The 15,315-nt window shown below is 59.3% G+C and carries 14 protein-coding genes; 5 read left to right on the forward strand and 9 right to left on the reverse strand.

Annotated elements, in window-relative coordinates; genetic code table 11:
- Positions 1–46 precede the first annotated feature (46 nt).
- The gene (locus RHM60_RS22100; protein WP_078047118.1) at positions 47–265 is read right to left on the reverse strand and encodes a bacterioferritin-associated ferredoxin; all 219 of its coding nucleotides are present in this window, start codon (positions 263–265) and stop codon (positions 47–49) included.
- A 243-nt stretch (positions 266–508) separates the two neighbouring features.
- Between RHM60_RS22100 and RHM60_RS22105 the strand changes: the two genes are divergently transcribed.
- Positions 509–1,111, forward strand: coding sequence for a peroxiredoxin (locus tag RHM60_RS22105; protein WP_003231418.1), 603 nt, complete (start codon positions 509–511; stop codon positions 1,109–1,111).
- Between the two features lie 98 nt (positions 1,112–1,209).
- On the opposite strand, the gene rnt is transcribed toward RHM60_RS22105, so the two are convergent.
- Positions 1,210–1,881, reverse strand: coding sequence for a ribonuclease T (gene rnt / locus RHM60_RS22110; protein WP_003231417.1), 672 nt, complete (start codon positions 1,879–1,881; stop codon positions 1,210–1,212).
- Positions 1,878–2,924 carry a dihydroorotase gene (pyrC, locus tag RHM60_RS22115; RefSeq protein WP_209989279.1) on the reverse strand — a complete coding sequence of 349 codons (1,047 nt, stop codon included), beginning with the start codon at positions 2,922–2,924 and terminating at the stop codon, positions 1,878–1,880. The genes rnt and pyrC overlap by 4 nt, the downstream gene beginning before the upstream one ends.
- A gap of 156 nt (positions 2,925–3,080) precedes the next feature.
- Between pyrC and RHM60_RS22120 the strand changes: the two genes are divergently transcribed.
- The 3 genes from RHM60_RS22120 (at position 3,081) to RHM60_RS22130 (ending at position 6,584) form a co-directional block, all read left to right on the forward strand.
- Positions 3,081–3,989: a flagellar protein MotY gene (locus tag RHM60_RS22120; RefSeq protein ID WP_209989281.1), complete on the forward strand. Its 909-nt coding sequence runs from the start codon at positions 3,081–3,083 to the stop codon at positions 3,987–3,989.
- Between the two features lie 129 nt (positions 3,990–4,118).
- Entirely contained in the window at positions 4,119–5,336 is a 1,218-nt protein-coding gene (locus tag RHM60_RS22125) for an argininosuccinate synthase (RefSeq protein WP_209989284.1), read from the forward strand.
- A 615-nt stretch (positions 5,337–5,951) separates the two neighbouring features.
- The gene (locus RHM60_RS22130; RefSeq protein ID WP_003231407.1) at positions 5,952–6,584 is read left to right on the forward strand and encodes a response regulator transcription factor; all 633 of its coding nucleotides are present in this window, start codon (positions 5,952–5,954) and stop codon (positions 6,582–6,584) included.
- Positions 6,585–6,656: 72 nt separating this feature from the next.
- On the opposite strand, the gene RHM60_RS22135 is transcribed toward RHM60_RS22130, so the two are convergent.
- The 4 genes from RHM60_RS22135 to metG form a co-directional block, all read right to left on the reverse strand.
- Positions 6,657–6,812 (reverse strand): PA3496 family putative envelope integrity protein, encoded by a 156-nt coding sequence (locus RHM60_RS22135; protein ID WP_373460609.1) that lies wholly within the window; start codon positions 6,810–6,812, stop codon positions 6,657–6,659.
- A 134-nt stretch (positions 6,813–6,946) separates the two neighbouring features.
- Entirely contained in the window at positions 6,947–7,585 is a 639-nt protein-coding gene (nth, locus tag RHM60_RS22140; RefSeq protein ID WP_209989289.1) for an endonuclease III, read from the reverse strand.
- A gap of 24 nt (positions 7,586–7,609) precedes the next feature.
- Positions 7,610–8,392 (reverse strand): electron transport complex subunit RsxB, encoded by a 783-nt coding sequence (rsxB, locus tag RHM60_RS22145; RefSeq protein ID WP_416195151.1) that lies wholly within the window; start codon positions 8,390–8,392, stop codon positions 7,610–7,612.
- Positions 8,393–8,411: 19 nt separating this feature from the next.
- Positions 8,412–10,463, reverse strand: a complete 2,052-nt coding sequence (metG, locus tag RHM60_RS22150) for a methionine--tRNA ligase (protein WP_322212798.1) — start codon at positions 10,461–10,463, stop codon at positions 8,412–8,414.
- 172 nt (positions 10,464–10,635) lie between these two features.
- Between metG and apbC the strand changes: the two genes are divergently transcribed.
- Positions 10,636–11,730, forward strand: coding sequence for an iron-sulfur cluster carrier protein ApbC (apbC, locus tag RHM60_RS22155; RefSeq protein WP_209989310.1), 1,095 nt, complete (start codon positions 10,636–10,638; stop codon positions 11,728–11,730).
- A 487-nt stretch (positions 11,731–12,217) separates the two neighbouring features.
- On the opposite strand, the gene fdxA is transcribed toward apbC, so the two are convergent.
- Together fdxA and mutS are read right to left on the reverse strand one after the other, a co-directional pair.
- On the reverse strand, positions 12,218–12,541 hold the full coding sequence (gene fdxA / locus RHM60_RS22160; protein WP_057007697.1) for a ferredoxin FdxA: 324 nt from the start codon (positions 12,539–12,541) through the stop codon (positions 12,218–12,220).
- A gap of 142 nt (positions 12,542–12,683) precedes the next feature.
- Positions 12,684–15,275 carry a DNA mismatch repair protein MutS gene (gene mutS / locus RHM60_RS22165; protein WP_322212799.1) on the reverse strand — a complete coding sequence of 864 codons (2,592 nt, stop codon included), beginning with the start codon at positions 15,273–15,275 and terminating at the stop codon, positions 12,684–12,686.
- Positions 15,276–15,315: the final 40 nt, after the last annotated feature.

Genomic DNA, 15,315 nt, shown 5'->3' on the forward strand with positions numbered 1-15,315 from the left:
GCATAAAAAAACCGGACTTCGGATCCGGTTCTTTAAAACAGCCTATTTAAGCGTGTGTAAATTCTGCTGAGTAGGGGAGCGCGCTCTGCGCTGTCTGCAGTTGGGTCAGCGTTTCCCGTACCACTTGCTTGGCGAGGCAGGCACATTTACCACACTGGCTGGCAACGCCGGTGGTTTCGCGCACTTCCTTGTAGCTGCAGCAACCTTCATAGATTGCTTCGCGGATTTGTCCGTCGGTGACGCCAGTACAAAGGCACACATACATAGGGAGAACCATCGCGGTGTGAGGCTTGGATGCGTTGGATCTTAATGTTAACGAGAATGATTGTCAAAGTACATTCACAGGGTATTTCCCGGCGCGGCGCCCGCGCTGACGAACGGTTTTTTCAGTGTATGATGCTCGGTCTTCACGAAGCGTGACTGCGTCACAGCTCTGTCGCTTGAACGCGGCAGACTCAAGGCCGGTCCTGTTACTTCAATCTTCACCCTTAACATCAGGAGATACCCAATGAGCGTACTCGTCGGCAAACAAGCCCCGGATTTCGACGTACCTGCCGTGCTCGGCAATGGCGAAATCGTAGACAGCTTCAAGCTGTCTGAAGCCATCAAAGGCAAATACGGCCTGGTGTTCTTCTACCCTTTGGACTTCACCTTCGTCTGCCCGTCCGAGCTGATCGCTCTGGACCACCGCATGGACGATTTCAAGGCGCGCAACGTTGAAGTGGTTGCCGTGTCCATCGACTCCCATTTCACCCACAACGCGTGGCGCAACACGGCCATCAACGATGGCGGCATCGGCAAAGTCAAATACACCATGGCTGCCGACATGAAGCACGAGATTGCCAAGGCCTACGACGTTGAATCCGAAGGCGGCGTGGCGTTCCGTGGCGCATTCCTGATCGACGACAAGGGCGTTGTGCGCTCGCAGATCATCAACGATCTGCCGCTGGGGCGTAACATGGAAGAGCTGATCCGCCTGGTCGACGCGCTGCAGTTCCACGAAGAGCACGGTGAAGTCTGCCCTGCCAACTGGAAAAAAGGCGACAAGGGCATGACCGCTTCCACCGAAGGTGTTGCGGCTTACCTGACCGAGAACGCCGGCAAGCTGTAAGCCGAATTCGAGGTACAAAAAAACCGGCCTGTGAGGGCCGGTTTTTTTATGCATGCATGGAAAAGGCTTTTTCGGGAGTGGGCTTGCTGCCACCCGTCTCAGTCGCCGAAGTCTTCCCAGCCGCCCATCTGCTTCCAGCGGTTAACGATGCCGCAGAACAGCTCGGCGGTCTTCTCGGTGTCGTAGCGCGCCGAGTGAGCCTCGCGGCCGTCAAAGTCGATACCGGCGGCCTGGCAGGCCTTGGCCAATACCGTTTGACCATAGGCCAGGCCGGCGAGCGTGGCGGTGTCGAAGCTGGAGAAGGGGTGAAACGGGTTACGCTTCATGTCCAGGCGCGCCACGGCGGCGTTGAGGAAGCCCAGGTCGAAGCTGCTGTTGTGGCCAACCAGGATCGCGCGTTTGCAGCCATTGGCTTTCAATGCCTTGCGTACGCCACGGAAGATATCGGTCAGCGCCGCTTCTTCACTGACCGCCATGCGCAGCGGATGGTCGAGCTTGATTCCGGTGAACTCCAGGGCGGCCGCTTCGATGTTCGCGCCTTCGAACGGCTCGACGCGGAAGAAATGCGTGTGTTCGGCAAACACGAAACCCTGCTCATCCATGCCGATGGTGGTGGCGGCAATTTCCAGCAAGGCGTCGGTGGCGCAGTTGAAGCCACCGGTCTCTACGTCGATGACAACCGGCAGATAGCCGCGAAACCGCTCGGCCATCGGATGGCGGGAGCCGCCACCGCTGTGCTCGTGTTCGTCGTCGTAATGGTCTTCACTCACTTGCTTTCCTCCAGCAGGCGCCAGCGCAGTGTTTCACCGGCGCGCAGCGGGATTACGGTCAGCTCGCCAAACGGCAGGCTGGCAGGGGCGGTCCAGTCTTCGCGGACCAGGGTGATGCGGTCGGTATTGGCCGGCAGGCCGTAAAAGCGCGGGCCATTGAGGCTGGCGAACGCTTCGAGCTTGTCCAGCGCATTGCGTTGTTCGAAAGCTTCGGCGTACAGCTCGATGGCAGCAAATGCGGTGTAGCAACCGGCGCAGCCGCAGGCGGCTTCCTTGGCATGCTGGGCGTGGGGCGCCGAGTCGGTGCCGAGGAAGAACTTCGGGCTGCCACTGGTGGCGGCGTCCAGCAAGGCGACCTGGTGGGTGTTGCGCTTGAGGATCGGCAGGCAATAGAAGTGCGGTCGAATCCCGCCCACCAGCATGTGGTTGCGGTTGTACAGCAGGTGATGGGCGGTGATGGTCGCGCCGACGTTTTCCGAGGCTTCGGTGACGAACTGCACGGCATCAGCGGTGGTGATGTGCTCGAACACCACCTTGAGGGTCGGGAACAGTTCGACCACGCGACGCATGTGCTCGTCGATGAAGATCTTCTCGCGGTCGAACACATCCACGTCGCCACGGGTGACTTCACCGTGGATCAACAATGGCATGCCGACCTCTGCCATGGCTTCGATGGCCGGCAGAATCTTGTCGATGCTGGTCACGCCGGAGTCGGAGTTGGTGGTGGCGCCCGCCGGATACAGCTTGGCGGCGTACACAAAACCGCTGGCACGGGCTTCGCGAATTTCTTCAGGCTGGGTGCGGTCGGTGAGGTAGAGCACCATCAACGGTTCGAAGTGGCTGCCGGCCGGTCGTGCAGCGAGGATGCGCTGGCGATAGGCGTCGGCTTGCGCGGCATTGCGCACCGGAGGTACCAGGTTGGGCATGATGATGGCGCGGCCAAACGTGCGCGCGACATCGGCCACGGTGTGGGGTAACGCAGCACCATCGCGAAGATGAATATGCCAGTCGTCGGGACGCAGCAGGGTCAGGCGGTCGGACATTGGGAATTCCAGGCGGGTCAATCTGGTGGGAATGCTACCGGAAAAGACTGTTGCAGGCACTCGCTATCAAGTTTTGCAGGATGCGACCGATAGCTGGGGGTATGCCTTAACGACGTATGACGCCTTGATGTGTTGTAGAAACCAGTGGAGCCGCCCGTGCGCCAGCATTATCTAGCCCTGCTCAGTGTGTTCGCCAGCCTGCCTGCAATGGCCCTCACGTTCCAGACACGTCTGGAGAACATTGAGTGGAAGGTGGAAGGCGATCAGTTCGAGTGCCGCCTGACCCAGCCGATCACCGATTTCGGCTCGGGTGAGTTCGTGCGCCGTGCCGGCGAGCAGGCGACGTTTCGCCTCAAAGCCTATAACGGTGCGCTCGGCGCAGGCTCGGCGACGCTGCTGGCGGCCGCTGCACCGTGGCAGCCGGGGCGCGGCGATATCAATCTGGGCGCGGTGCGGGTCGGCAGTGGCGATGTGCTGTTTAACAGTTCCCAGGCCCAGGCCGGGCGCCTGTTCACTGGCCTGCTGGAAGGGCGCAGCCCCACTGTGCGCCATTACGGGCGCGAGGGCGGCTACTCGGAGGTTCGCCTGTTGCCAGTGAAATTCAACAAGGCCTACAACGACTATCAGGTGTGCACCGCCAAGCTGTTGCCGATGAATTACGACCAGGTCAAACAGACCGAAGTCGGCTTCCCTGGCGGTGGCGTTGAACTGGACTCTGCTGCCAGGCAGAAGCTGTCGGTGATTCTTGCGTACCTGAAAGCCGATCCCACGGTTAACCATGTGGAGTTGAACGGTCACTCCGACAACAGCGGCAATCGCCTGACCAACCGCGACGTCTCGCGCCGCCGTGCCCTGGCGGTGATGGACTACTTCAAGGCCAATGGCATCCCGGAGTCGCAGATCACCCTGCGATTCCACGGTGAAAGCTATCCGCTGGCGCCCAACACCAACGCGGCCAACCGTGCGCGCAACCGTCGTGTGAACATTCAGCTTGAACGCGTGGCGGCCCCCGAAAAACCGGCACCGCAAGCTACCGCTCCAGGCAATCCGGCACACACTTCATAAGGTGCGACCCTCGGTCGCGCCGTCGACATAATCTGTCGCTTTATCTTCATTTGCTGTCGCGCCCCTGTAAATTCACGGTTTTGATCGGTAGAATCGTCGCCTTTCCGTACAACCCCGTGGAGTGATGGCATGGCCGACGTAAACAAGGTCGTTCTCGCGTATTCCGGCGGCCTGGACACTTCGGTGATCCTCAAGTGGCTGCAGGATACTTATAACTGTGAAGTGGTGACCTTCACCGCTGACCTGGGTCAGGGCGAAGAGGTCGAACCGGCACGTGCCAAGGCGCAAGCCATGGGCGTGAAAGAGATCTACATTGACGACCTGCGCGAAGAGTTCGTCCGCGATTTCGTCTTCCCGATGTTTCGCGCCAACACCGTCTACGAAGGCGAGTACCTGCTGGGTACTTCCATCGCACGTCCGCTGATTGCCAAGCGCCTGATCGAAATCGCCAACGAAACCGGCGCCGACGCCATTTCCCATGGTGCGACCGGCAAGGGCAACGACCAGGTGCGTTTCGAATTGGGCGCCTACGCCCTCAAGCCAGGTGTGAAAGTGATTGCACCGTGGCGTGAATGGGACCTGCTGTCCCGTGAAAAGCTGATGGATTACGCTGAAAAGCACGCAATCCCGATCGAGCGCCACGGCAAGAAGAAGTCCCCGTACTCGATGGACGCCAACCTGCTGCACATCTCCTATGAAGGCGGCGTGCTGGAAGACACCTGGACCGAGCACGAAGAAGACATGTGGAAGTGGACCGTCTCCCCGGAGAACGCTCCCGACAAGCCGCAATACCTGGAACTGACCTACCGCAACGGCGACATCGTCGCGCTGGACGGCGTCGAGATGACCCCGGCCACTGTGCTGGCGACCCTCAACCGCATCGGCGGCGAGCACGGTATCGGCCGTCTCGACATCGTCGAGAACCGCTATGTGGGCATGAAGTCCCGTGGCTGCTACGAGACACCCGGCGGCACCATCATGCTGCGTGCCCACCGCGCTATCGAGTCCATCACCCTGGACCGCGAAGTGGCTCACCTCAAAGACGAACTGATGCCCAAGTACGCCAGCCTGATCTACACCGGCTACTGGTGGAGTCCTGAGCGTTTGATGCTGCAACAGATGATCGACGCCTCCCAGGCCCACGTGAATGGCGTGGTGCGTCTGAAGCTGTACAAGGGCAACGTGATCGTCACGGGTCGCAAGTCCGAGGAGTCGCTGTTCGACGCCAATATCGCCACCTTTGAAGAAGACGGCGGCGCCTATAACCAGGCGGACGCGGCGGGCTTCATCAAGTTGAACGCACTGCGCATGCGCATCGCGGCCAATAAAGGTCGCAAGCTGTTCTGAGTGTTCCAGGTGATCTGAAAAAAGGCCCCTTATTCAAGGGGCCTTTTTTTGCCCGGAATTAATGTAGAGCGAACATCCTGTTTACTTATGTTTAAGATTGTTTGCTATTAAACACGCCACCCCTGATTTACGCCTCCTGTTCTGAAACTCTACAGGGACGAATGAATTGTTTACACCTGAGCAGGAACTGTTTCTTACAGAAAAATCACTCAAAGAAGTACAGCGTGAATGTAATGCGCTGAAATTTCTGTAGGAATTTTAAGGTGTGGACACCTATGTTGAATGGAACTGAATCAGAGGGAGTGTTTTCACCTGTGCGATCTCGTGAATGCCACAAGCAAGAGGCATTTCCTGAAAGTCGCGTGCGCCACGTTTACGGCCGCCCCTTTAATCGGTGCGTATTTCACTCAAAATATGTAGGGCAACGGAAAGTTCTGAAAGGCTGCATAAAGTCGAATGCACCCTCATTGTTGTTTTTTTGTAGGCTGATTCCGATATCGTTGTGGCTTGGGTCTCTGCTTGCTGTTGCTCGGGGGGGAACACTATGCCAACTAGGAAACGACTAGGCTATTGTGTTTGCTCTGAATAATTCGAACAGCGAAATTGGACTTTCTTATGAATAAAGTGCTGATCGTGGATGATCATCCCGTGATTCGTCTTGCTGTGCGTATGCTCATGGAACGTCATGGTTATGAGGTCGTTGCAGAGACCGATAACGGTGTCGATGCGTTGCAACTTGCGCGGGAGCATATGCCGGACATTGTCATATTGGATATTGGAATTCCCCAGCTCGACGGGCTGGAAGTTATTTGCCGACTGTCTTCCAGCAAACAGCCATCGCCGTTCAAGGTGCTGGTGCTCACCTCGCAGGCGCCTGGCCATTTCTCCATGCGCTGCATGCAGGCCGGGGCGGCGGGTTACGTGTGCAAGCAGCAGGACCTGACCGAGCTGCTGAGTGCCATCAAAGCGGTGCTTTCCGGCTACAGCTATTTCCCGAACCAGGCATTGAACTCGGTGCGCTCCACCATCGGCAACGCCAGTGAGGCGGACATGGTCGAGCGCCTGTCCGGGCGCGAGATGATGGTGTTGCAGCAATTGGCTCGCGGCAAGACCAACAAGGAAATTGCAGACGGCATGTTCCTCAGCAACAAGACCGTCAGTACCTACAAGACGCGCCTGCTGCTCAAGCTCAACGCGCGCTCACTGGTGGACCTGATCGAACTGGCCCAGCGCAACGGGCTGGTCTGAGGCACGCATTGACCCGCTATACCGGCAGAAAAAAGCCTCCGTAAGGGAGGCTTCTGGCCGTTTTCGGTTGTATCAGAGGTCGAAGTCGTAGTCGGCCAACTGTTTTTTCAAACGTCGCTCTTCAAGGAGATTGTCGATGGTGCGGCGTTTGCTCAAATTGGTCTTGGCCACCTCAACCACAGGCGTCTCTACCACGTCGTCATCCGACTCAACGAGGTCGTCGCTCATTTCCAGTTGTTCTTCGCCAGCGCTCATAAGGTTAACTCCGGGCTAAGACTGCCGTTGGCGCTCCTTATAACGATAATTCACGGGCGGGTAAAAAAGATTTTTTCAATCGTCGAATCAATAAAACCAATGATCGCTCAATCGTCGGAGGTTTTTTCCTTGTATTCACACAGGTCTTCGATGCGACAGCTGCCGCAGCGTGGCTTGCGTGCCTGGCAGACATAGCGACCGTGCAGGATCAGCCAATGATGGGAATCGAGCAGATATTGCCTTGGCACAAATTTCATCAGCTGCTTTTCCACTTCCACCACGTTTTTTCCGCGGGCAATACCGGTGCGGTTGCTGACGCGAAAAATATGCGTATCCACCGCCATGGTCAGTTGCCGGAACGCGGTGTTCAGCACCACGTTGGCAGTCTTGCGTCCCACGCCGGGGAGGGCTTCCAGGGCCTCGCGGGTTTGTGGCACTTCACCGCCATGCAGCTCCATCAGCATCCGGCAGGTCGCAATCACATTTTTTGCCTTGCTGTTGTACAGGCCGATGGTCTTGATGTATTCGGACAAACCTTCAACACCCAGCGCATGGATCGCTGCCGGCGTGTTTGCGACGGGATACAGCCTGGCCGTGGCCTTGTTGACGCCGACGTCCGTGGACTGCGCCGAGAGAATCACCGCAATCAGCAACTCGAATGGCGATGAGTAGGCCAGTTCGGTCTTGGGTTCCGGGTTGTCTTCGTGAAGCCTGCGGAAAATTTCCAGGCGTTTGGCGGCGTTCATCGGGCGGGTGTTCCTTGCTGGCGGTCAGCGTGATGTTGAGGTGGTTTCAAGCAGTGCGGCCAGCATGCGTTCCGCCGCCTCGAAGTGCTGCTGCAGGATGATCAGTTGTGACTGCTGTTCAAAGGTCGGCGGGTGACCGAACGCCTTCAGGGATTTATGCAGCTGTGCGCGACTCATCGCGACGCCGACTTTGGCTTTCTTGACGGCAGCCTCGGCGGCATCGATCGGTTTTGGGGGGGTAGGGAGTGGCGGCTGGACCCGCGCCAGGCGCTCGGCAATCCTGTGTGTGTCCTCCCGCTTCAGGCGTGCGTTGCGTTGTTCAAAGCGACGCCGCGCCCGGTCGCGCTTGATGCTGCGCAGATGGCGTTGATGATCGTTGGCCGCGAGGTCGCCGACAATCGGCAGGGCAGTAGTCAGGGGACGCATGTCGATGCAATCGACCGGGCAGGGCGCCACGCACAGGTCGCAGCCTGTGCATTCATCGATGATCACGCTGTGCATCAGCTTTGCGGCGCCAACAATGGCATCCACCGGGCACGCCTGAATGCATTTGGTGCACCCGATGCACTCGGCTTCGCGGATATAGGCAACCTGTGCCGGGGCTTCGCCACGGGCCGTGTCCAGATCCAGCACCGGCACATTCAGCAGGTGTGCAAGCCCGACGATCGTCTCCTGTCCGCCGGGCGGGCACTTGTTGATCGCCTCCCCCAGAGCGATGCCCTCGGCGTAAGGCCTGCAGCCCGGGTGCCCGCACTTGCCGCATTGGGTCTGCGGTAACAGCGCGTCGATACGTTGAATCAGGCTCATGCATTGAAACCTGTCATTACTACTTGATGCGCTGTCCCGGCTTGGCGCCGCTGTCCGGGCTCAGCAGGTAGATTTCCTCACCACCAGGGCCGGCGGCCATCACCATGCCTTCGGAGATGCCGAACTTCATTTTGCGCGGCTTGAGGTTGGCGACCATCATGGTCAGGCGCCCATCGAGCTTGGACGGGTCCGGGTACGCGCTCTTGATGCCGGAGAACACGTTGCGCTGCTCGCCACCCAGGTCAAGTGTCAGACGCAGCAGTTTATCGGCACCTTCCACGGCTTCGGCCTTGAGAATCAGTGCCACACGCAGGTCCACAGCGTCAAAGGCGTCGAAGTCGATTTCCGGTGACAACGGGTCCTTGGCCAGTTCGCCGTTGCCTACGGAGGTAGATGCGCCCGTGTCGGTCTGGCTGGCGATCAGGTCTTCTTTCGAGGCGTCGGTCATGGCCTGGACTTTCACCGGGTCGATGCGGGTCATCAGGGGTTTGAACGCATTCAATTGATGATTACCCAGCAGTGTGGCGTGATCGTTCCAGGTCAACGGCGCGACGTTGAGGAACGCCTCGGCATCGGCCGCCAGTAACGGCAGCACCGGTTTGAGGAAGATCACCAACTGGCGGAACAGATTGACGCCGGTGGCGCAGATTGCCTGCACTTCAGCCTCTTTGCCTTCCTGCTTGTTCAGCGACCATGGCGCCTTGTCGGCGATCCACGCGTTGGCGCGGTCGGCCAGGCCCATGATCTCGCGCATGGCGCGGGCGAAGTCACGGGCTTCATAGGCGTCGGCGATACCTGGCGCAGCGGCCAGGAAAGCCTCGGTCAGCTCCGGCGCGGCGTTGTCCGCCACCATGAGACCGGCGTTGCCCTTGTGGATGAACCCGGCGCAACGGCTGGCGATGTTTACGACTTTGCCTACCAGGTCGGAGTTGACCTTCTGTACGAAGTCCTCAAGGTTCAAGTCGAGGTCGTCGACGCCACGGCCCAGCTTGGAGGCGTAGTAGTAGCGCAGGTATTCCGGCGACAGGTGGTCCAGGTAGGTGCGCGCCTTGATAAAGGTGCCACGGGACTTGGACATCTTCTGGCCATTGACGGTCAGGTAGCCGTGTACGGCAATGCCGGTCGGCTTGCGATAACCCGAGCCTTCGAGCATCGCCGGCCAGAACAGGGCGTGGAAGTTGACGATGTCCTTGCCGATGAAGTGGTACAACTCGGCGGTGGAGTCTTTGGCCCAGAAGGCATCGAAGTCCAGGTCCGGCGTACGGTCGCACAGGTTCTTGAAGCTGGCCATGTAGCCGATTGGCGCGTCCAGCCACACGTAGAAATACTTGCCCGGCTCGCCCGGAATCTCGAAGCCGAAATACGGCGCATCGCGGGAAATGTCCCACTGTTGCAGGCCGGCATCCAGCCATTCGGCGATCTTGTTGGCGACGGCATCCTGCAGGGTGCCGCTGCGGGTCCAGGTCTGCAGCATCTCCTGGAAATCCGGAAGCTTGAAGAAGAAGTGCTGCGAGTCCTTGAGCACCGGCGTGGCGCCGGAGATGGCCGACTTCGGATTCTTCAGGTCAGTGGGGGCGTAGGTGGCGCCGCACTTCTCGCAGTTATCGCCGTACTGGTCATCGGTGCCGCATTTCGGGCAGGTGCCCTTGATGAAGCGGTCGGCCAGGAACATTTTCTTTTCCGGGTCGAAATACTGGGTGATCGAGCGCGTATCAATGTGCCCGGCATCACGCAGTCGCGTGTAGATCTGGCTCGACAGCTCACGGTTCTCTTCGGAGTGGGTCGAGTGGAAGTTGTCGAAATCCACCAGGAACTCGGCAAAGTCGGCGCTGTGTTCAGCCTGCACGTTGGCGATCAGTTGTTCCGGGGTGATCCCTTCCTTTTCGGCGCGAAGCATGATGGCCGAACCATGGGCGTCGTCGGCGCAGACATAAATGCATTGGTTGCCGCGATGCTTCTGGAAGCGCACCCACATATCGGTCTGGATGTACTCAAGCATATGGCCAAGATGGATGGAACCATTGGCATAGGGCAGGGCGCTGGTGACGAGGATCTTGCGTGGCTCGGACATGGGGCTCGGCTACTTGATGAAACGGAGGTCGGCCACTATAAAGCGCCGGGCGATTTATTTCACCCCGTGGCGCTGTTTCAGTCTCTTGCGCACAGCCGAAAGCATGCCGTTGAGCGAGCGGAACGGTTAGGATAGCCGCCTGTTTCAGTCAGTCCTTTTTCGGGAGTAGCCCATGAGCGCCGTCAATCGCGCAGCGGTGGAAGCCGTTCTTCGCCAGTACACCGACCCCTATTTGAACCAGGATCCGGTGAGTGCCGGTTGCGTACGCGCCATCGAGGTCCAGGGTGACCAGGTAACCGTTGAGTTGGAACTGGGCTATGCCGCAGGCCTGTTCAAGCGCGGCTGGGCGCAGATGCTGCAGATGGCCATCGAAGGCCTGGACGGCGTGCGTACAGCCACGGTCGACATTCAATGCGTGATCGCGCCGCACAAGGCCCAGGCGCAGATTCCTGGCCTGGCCAACGTCAAGAACGTGATCGCCGTAGCGTCCGGCAAGGGCGGCGTAGGCAAATCGACCACGGCCGCCAACCTGGCCCTGGCCCTGGCACGTGAGGGCGCGCGGGTGGGCATTCTCGACGCGGATATCTACGGCCCCAGCCAGGGCGTGATGTTCGGTATCGCCGAAGGCACGCGGCCGAAGGTCAAGGACCAGAAGTGGTTCGTGCCGATCGAGTCTCTGGGTGTGGAAGTCATGTCCATGGCCTTTCTCACCGATGACAACACGCCGATGGTGTGGCGCGGGCCGATGGTGTCGGGTGCGTTATTGCAATTGGTCACCCAGACCGCCTGGGGCGACCTGGACTACCTGGTGATCGACATGCCACCCGGCACGGGTGATATCCAGTTGACCCTGGCGCAAAAAGTCCCGGTGGCCGGCTCGGTCATCGTCACCACCCCCCAGGACCTGGCGCTGCTTGACGCCAGGAAGGGCGTGGAGATGTTCCGCAAGGTCAACATCCCGGTACTGGGTGTGGTGGAAAACATGGCCGTGCACATCTGTTCCAACTGCGGGCATGCCGAGCATCTGTTTGGCGAAGGCGGTGGTGAAAAGCTGGCGAGCCAATACGACGTCGAGCTGCTGGCCTCGTTGCCGCTGTCGATGAGCATTCGCGAGCAGGCCGACGGCGGCAAACCCACCGTGGCAGCAGAACCCGATGGCCAGATCGCGATGGTTTATCAGGAACTGGCGCGTCATGTCGGGGCGCGCATCGTATTGCAGGAAGCGGCAGCGCCGGCAATGCCGACCATTACGGTCAGCGACGACTGATCCTCACACTGCAGGGGCGAGCGTGCTCGCGCCTGCAAAACTACGCTTCAAGCGTGTCCTTGCGCTTTTACGCAATCGCTGATGTAAGCATTGGCTTACTTTTCCGTAAGTGTTTGGTTTTTTTGCTCGCCATGTCTGCCTTGAATCGCTGCGAGATTTTTCTATCCTTTTGAAAAACAACAATTATTTATAGAGTCTTGGACTCCAGCACCTGTCAGGAGCTCCGTAGTATCCGGTTGAACATCCCTTGGAACTCTTTAACATCAGCCCTGTGTCCACGGAATGACACGGCCATCAAGGAACGGTGGTTTGAAGGAACGTCGCAGGATGCGATTCATCAGGACGATGAAAAAGGAATACAGGGACAGGGAAGAAATGTGGGCGGGTCATACCGCCCCTTTTTTTCGCCTGCAGAAAAGTGAAATACCTGCCCTGGAATGCAAAAAAGGCCCGCAAAGGGCCTTTTTTATTGGGGCGGTGGTGCGTTTCAGCGCTCCAGGAATTCGATCTTGCCTGTCTTGCCGTCCCACTCGGCCGCGTCCGGCAGCGAGTCTTTCTTTTCGGTGATGTTTGGCCAGATCTCCGCCAGCTCGACATTCAATTGAATGAAGTTTTCCATACCTGCCGGAATTTCATCCTCGGAGAAAATCGCGACGGCCGGGCATTCAGGCTCACACAGGGCGCAGTCAATGCACTCGTCCGGGTGGATGACCAGGAAGTTCGGGCCTTCGTAGAAGCAGTCCACCGGACACACTTCTACGCAGTCGGTGTACTTGCACTTGATGCAGTTGTCGGTGACGACGAAGGTCATTTCTAATTCTCTCCTCAGGCGGCGGCAGCGAAACCCCTTGTGGCGGGGCTCGCGAGGTTCGGGAGCGATAGTCTGCAGGCCAGGCTAAGAGCCTGCAGCATCCCAAACCGCGCGAGAGTCTACCAGCTTGCAAGCGTCTGCGTTATATCCGAGTCTTCAGTGCATATAACATTTCGAGCGCTTTGCGCGGCGTCAGGTCATCGATATCGAGTTTGGCCAGTTCGTCCAGCACCGGGTGGGGCAAACTGGCGAACATATCGCTCTGATGCGGTGCGGCGGGTTTCCTGCTGGCCTTGGCGGGGCTGGCCACCACGTTTTCGTGGGGCAGCGCCGTGGTTTCCAGACGGCTGAGGTGCTCGCGGGCGCGGGTGATTACGTCGCCCGGCACGCCGGCCAGTTGTGCCACGGCCAGGCCGTAGCTCTGGCTGGCCGGGCCTGGCAGCACATGGTGCAGGAACACGATACGCTCGTTGTGCTCAGTGGCGTTAAGGTGCACGTTGGCCACCAGCGGCTCGCTTTCCGGCAGTACCGTCAGTTCGAAATAGTGGGTGGCAAACAGCGTATAGGCACGCAGGTGCGCCAGGCGCTCGGCAGCCGCCCAGGCCAGGGACAGGCCGTCGAAGGTGCTGGTGCCGCGTCCGACTTCGTCCATCAGCACCAGGCTGCGCTCGGTGGCGTTGTGCAGGATGTTGGCGGTTTCGCTCATCTCCACCATGAAGGTCGAACGGCCACCGGCCAGGTCATCGCTGGAACCAATCCGCGTGAAAATGCGGTCCACCAGCGACAACTCACAGCTCGCCGCCGGCACAAAGCTGCCGATATGCGCCAGCAATACAATCAAAGCGGTCTGACGCATGTAAGTGGATTTACCACCCATGTTGGGACCGGTGATCACCAACATGCGGGTATCGTCATCCAGCGCCAGGTCGTTGGCCACGAACGGGGTAGTCAATACCTGCTCCACCACCGGATGGCGACCCTGCACGATGCGCATGCACGGCTCGCTGACAAAACGCGGGCAGTTCAAGTCCAGGTTCAGCGCACGCTCGGCCAGATTGCTCAGCACATCCAGCTCCGCCAGGGCGGCCGCGGTGTCCTGCAGGGGCGCCAGGCGGCTGATCAGGTCTTCGAGCAGGGCCTCATAGAGCATTTTTTCCCGCGCAAGGGCGCGGCTCTTGGCCGACAGCGCCTTGTCTTCGAATTCCTTGAGCTCAGGGGTGATAAAGCGCTCGGCCCCTTTAAGGGTCTGGCGACGCTGATAGTCGATGGGGGCCGATTCGGCCTGCTTGCTTGGCAACTCGATAAAGTAGCCGTGCACGCGGTTGTAGCCGACTTTCAGGTTGGCCAGGCCCGTGCGCGCTTTTTCGCGGGCTTCCAGATCGATCAGGAACTGACCGGCGTTTTCGCTCAAGGATTGCAGCTCGTCCAGCTCGCTGTCGTAGCCGGTCTTGAGCACGCCACCGTCACGGATGATGGCGGGCGGGTTGTCGATAATGGCCTTTTCCAGCAGCGCGGCCAGATCCGGGTACGTACCGGCCGTCACCGCCAACTGTTGCAGGTGCGGCGTGTCCAGTTCGGTCATCGCCTCCTGCAACTGCGGCAGCGCGCTCAAGGCATCACGCAGTCGCGCCAGGTCACGGGGCCGCGCATTACGCAGGCCGATGCGCGCGAGGATGCGCTCGATATCACCGATTTCCTTGAGTTGCGGCTGCAGCTTTTCAAAGCGATAGCCGTCCAGCAGGCAGGTGATGGACGTCTGCCGCGCTTGCAGCACGCGCAAATCCCGCAGCGGACGGTTCAGCCAGCGGGTCAGCAAGCGGCTGCCCATGGCGGTCTGGCAACGGTCGACCACCGATTGCAGGGTGTTGTCACGTCCGCCGCTGAGGTTGGTGTCCAGCTCCAGATTGCGACGGCTGGCGCCGTCCAGCACCACGGTATCGTCCAGCCGCTCATGACGCAGACTGCGCAAGTGCGGCAGGGCGGTGCGCTGGGTTTCCCTGGCATAGCTGAGCAGGCAACCGGCCGCGCCAATGGCGAGGGTCAGGGTTTCACAGCCGAAGCCTTTAAGGTCCTGCACCGAGAATTGCTGGCACAGACTTTTCAGCGCCGAGTCACGCTCAAAATCCCACGGCGCGCGACGCTTGGTCCCACGGCGCTTTTCCGCCGGCAGGTCTTTGGGCCAGTCATCCGGGATCAGCAATTCCACCGGATTGATGCGCTCAAGCTCCGCCAGCAGATTCTCCCAGCCCTTGATCTCCAGCACGCTGAAATTGCCGCTGGTGATATCCAGCACCGAAAGCCCGAACAGACGCTCGTCACCCAGCACCGCCGCGATCAGGTTATCGCGCCGCTCATCCAGCAGCGCCTCATCACTCACCGTACCCGGCGTAATGATGCGCACCACCTGACGTTCCACTGGCCCTTTGCTGGTGGCCGGATCGCCGATCTGCTCACAGATCACCACTGACTCGCCCAGCTTGACCAGCTTGACCAGATAGCCTTCCAACGAATGGTAAGGAATCCCGCACATCGGAATCGACTGCCCCGCCGATTGCCCTCGCGCTGTCAGGGTGATGTCCAGCAGCTTGGCGGCCTTCTTCGCGTCTTCGTAGAAGATTTCGTAGAAGTCGCCCATGCGATAGAACATCAACTGATCAGGGTGCTGGTTTTTCAGGCGCCAGTACTGCTGCATCATTGGGGTGTGGGAAGACAGATCGGAGCTGTTTTTACTCATTGGATAGTAGGCAAATTCGTTGAAAGTGGTGGGGCAAAGG

The organism is Pseudomonas sp. MH9.3 (genome assembly GCF_034354675.1).
Taxonomy (GTDB): Bacteria; Pseudomonadota; Gammaproteobacteria; order Pseudomonadales; family Pseudomonadaceae; genus Aquipseudomonas.

Coding starts and splice junctions, on each gene's coding strand:
- rsxB (WP_416195151.1), bottom strand. CDS start 8,392: ATGAGCCTGATTCAACGTATCGACGCGCTGTTACCGCAGACCCAATGC.
- RHM60_RS22105 (WP_003231418.1), top strand. CDS start 509: ATGAGCGTACTCGTCGGCAAACAAGCCCCGGATTTCGACGTACCTGCC.
- fdxA (WP_057007697.1), bottom strand. CDS start 12,541: ATGACCTTCGTCGTCACCGACAACTGCATCAAGTGCAAGTACACCGAC.
- mutS (WP_322212799.1), bottom strand. CDS start 15,275: ATGAGTAAAAACAGCTCCGATCTGTCTTCCCACACCCCAATGATGCAG.
- RHM60_RS22125 (WP_209989284.1), top strand. CDS start 4,119: ATGGCCGACGTAAACAAGGTCGTTCTCGCGTATTCCGGCGGCCTGGAC.
- apbC (WP_209989310.1), top strand. CDS start 10,636: ATGAGCGCCGTCAATCGCGCAGCGGTGGAAGCCGTTCTTCGCCAGTAC.
- RHM60_RS22135 (WP_373460609.1), bottom strand. CDS start 6,812: ATGAGCGACGACCTCGTTGAGTCGGATGACGACGTGGTAGAGACGCCT.
- RHM60_RS22100 (WP_078047118.1), bottom strand. CDS start 265: ATGTATGTGTGCCTTTGTACTGGCGTCACCGACGGACAAATCCGCGAA.
- nth (WP_209989289.1), bottom strand. CDS start 7,585: ATGAACGCCGCCAAACGCCTGGAAATTTTCCGCAGGCTTCACGAAGAC.
- metG (WP_322212798.1), bottom strand. CDS start 10,463: ATGTCCGAGCCACGCAAGATCCTCGTCACCAGCGCCCTGCCCTATGCC.
- pyrC (WP_209989279.1), bottom strand. CDS start 2,924: ATGTCCGACCGCCTGACCCTGCTGCGTCCCGACGACTGGCATATTCAT.
- RHM60_RS22130 (WP_003231407.1), top strand. CDS start 5,952: ATGAATAAAGTGCTGATCGTGGATGATCATCCCGTGATTCGTCTTGCT.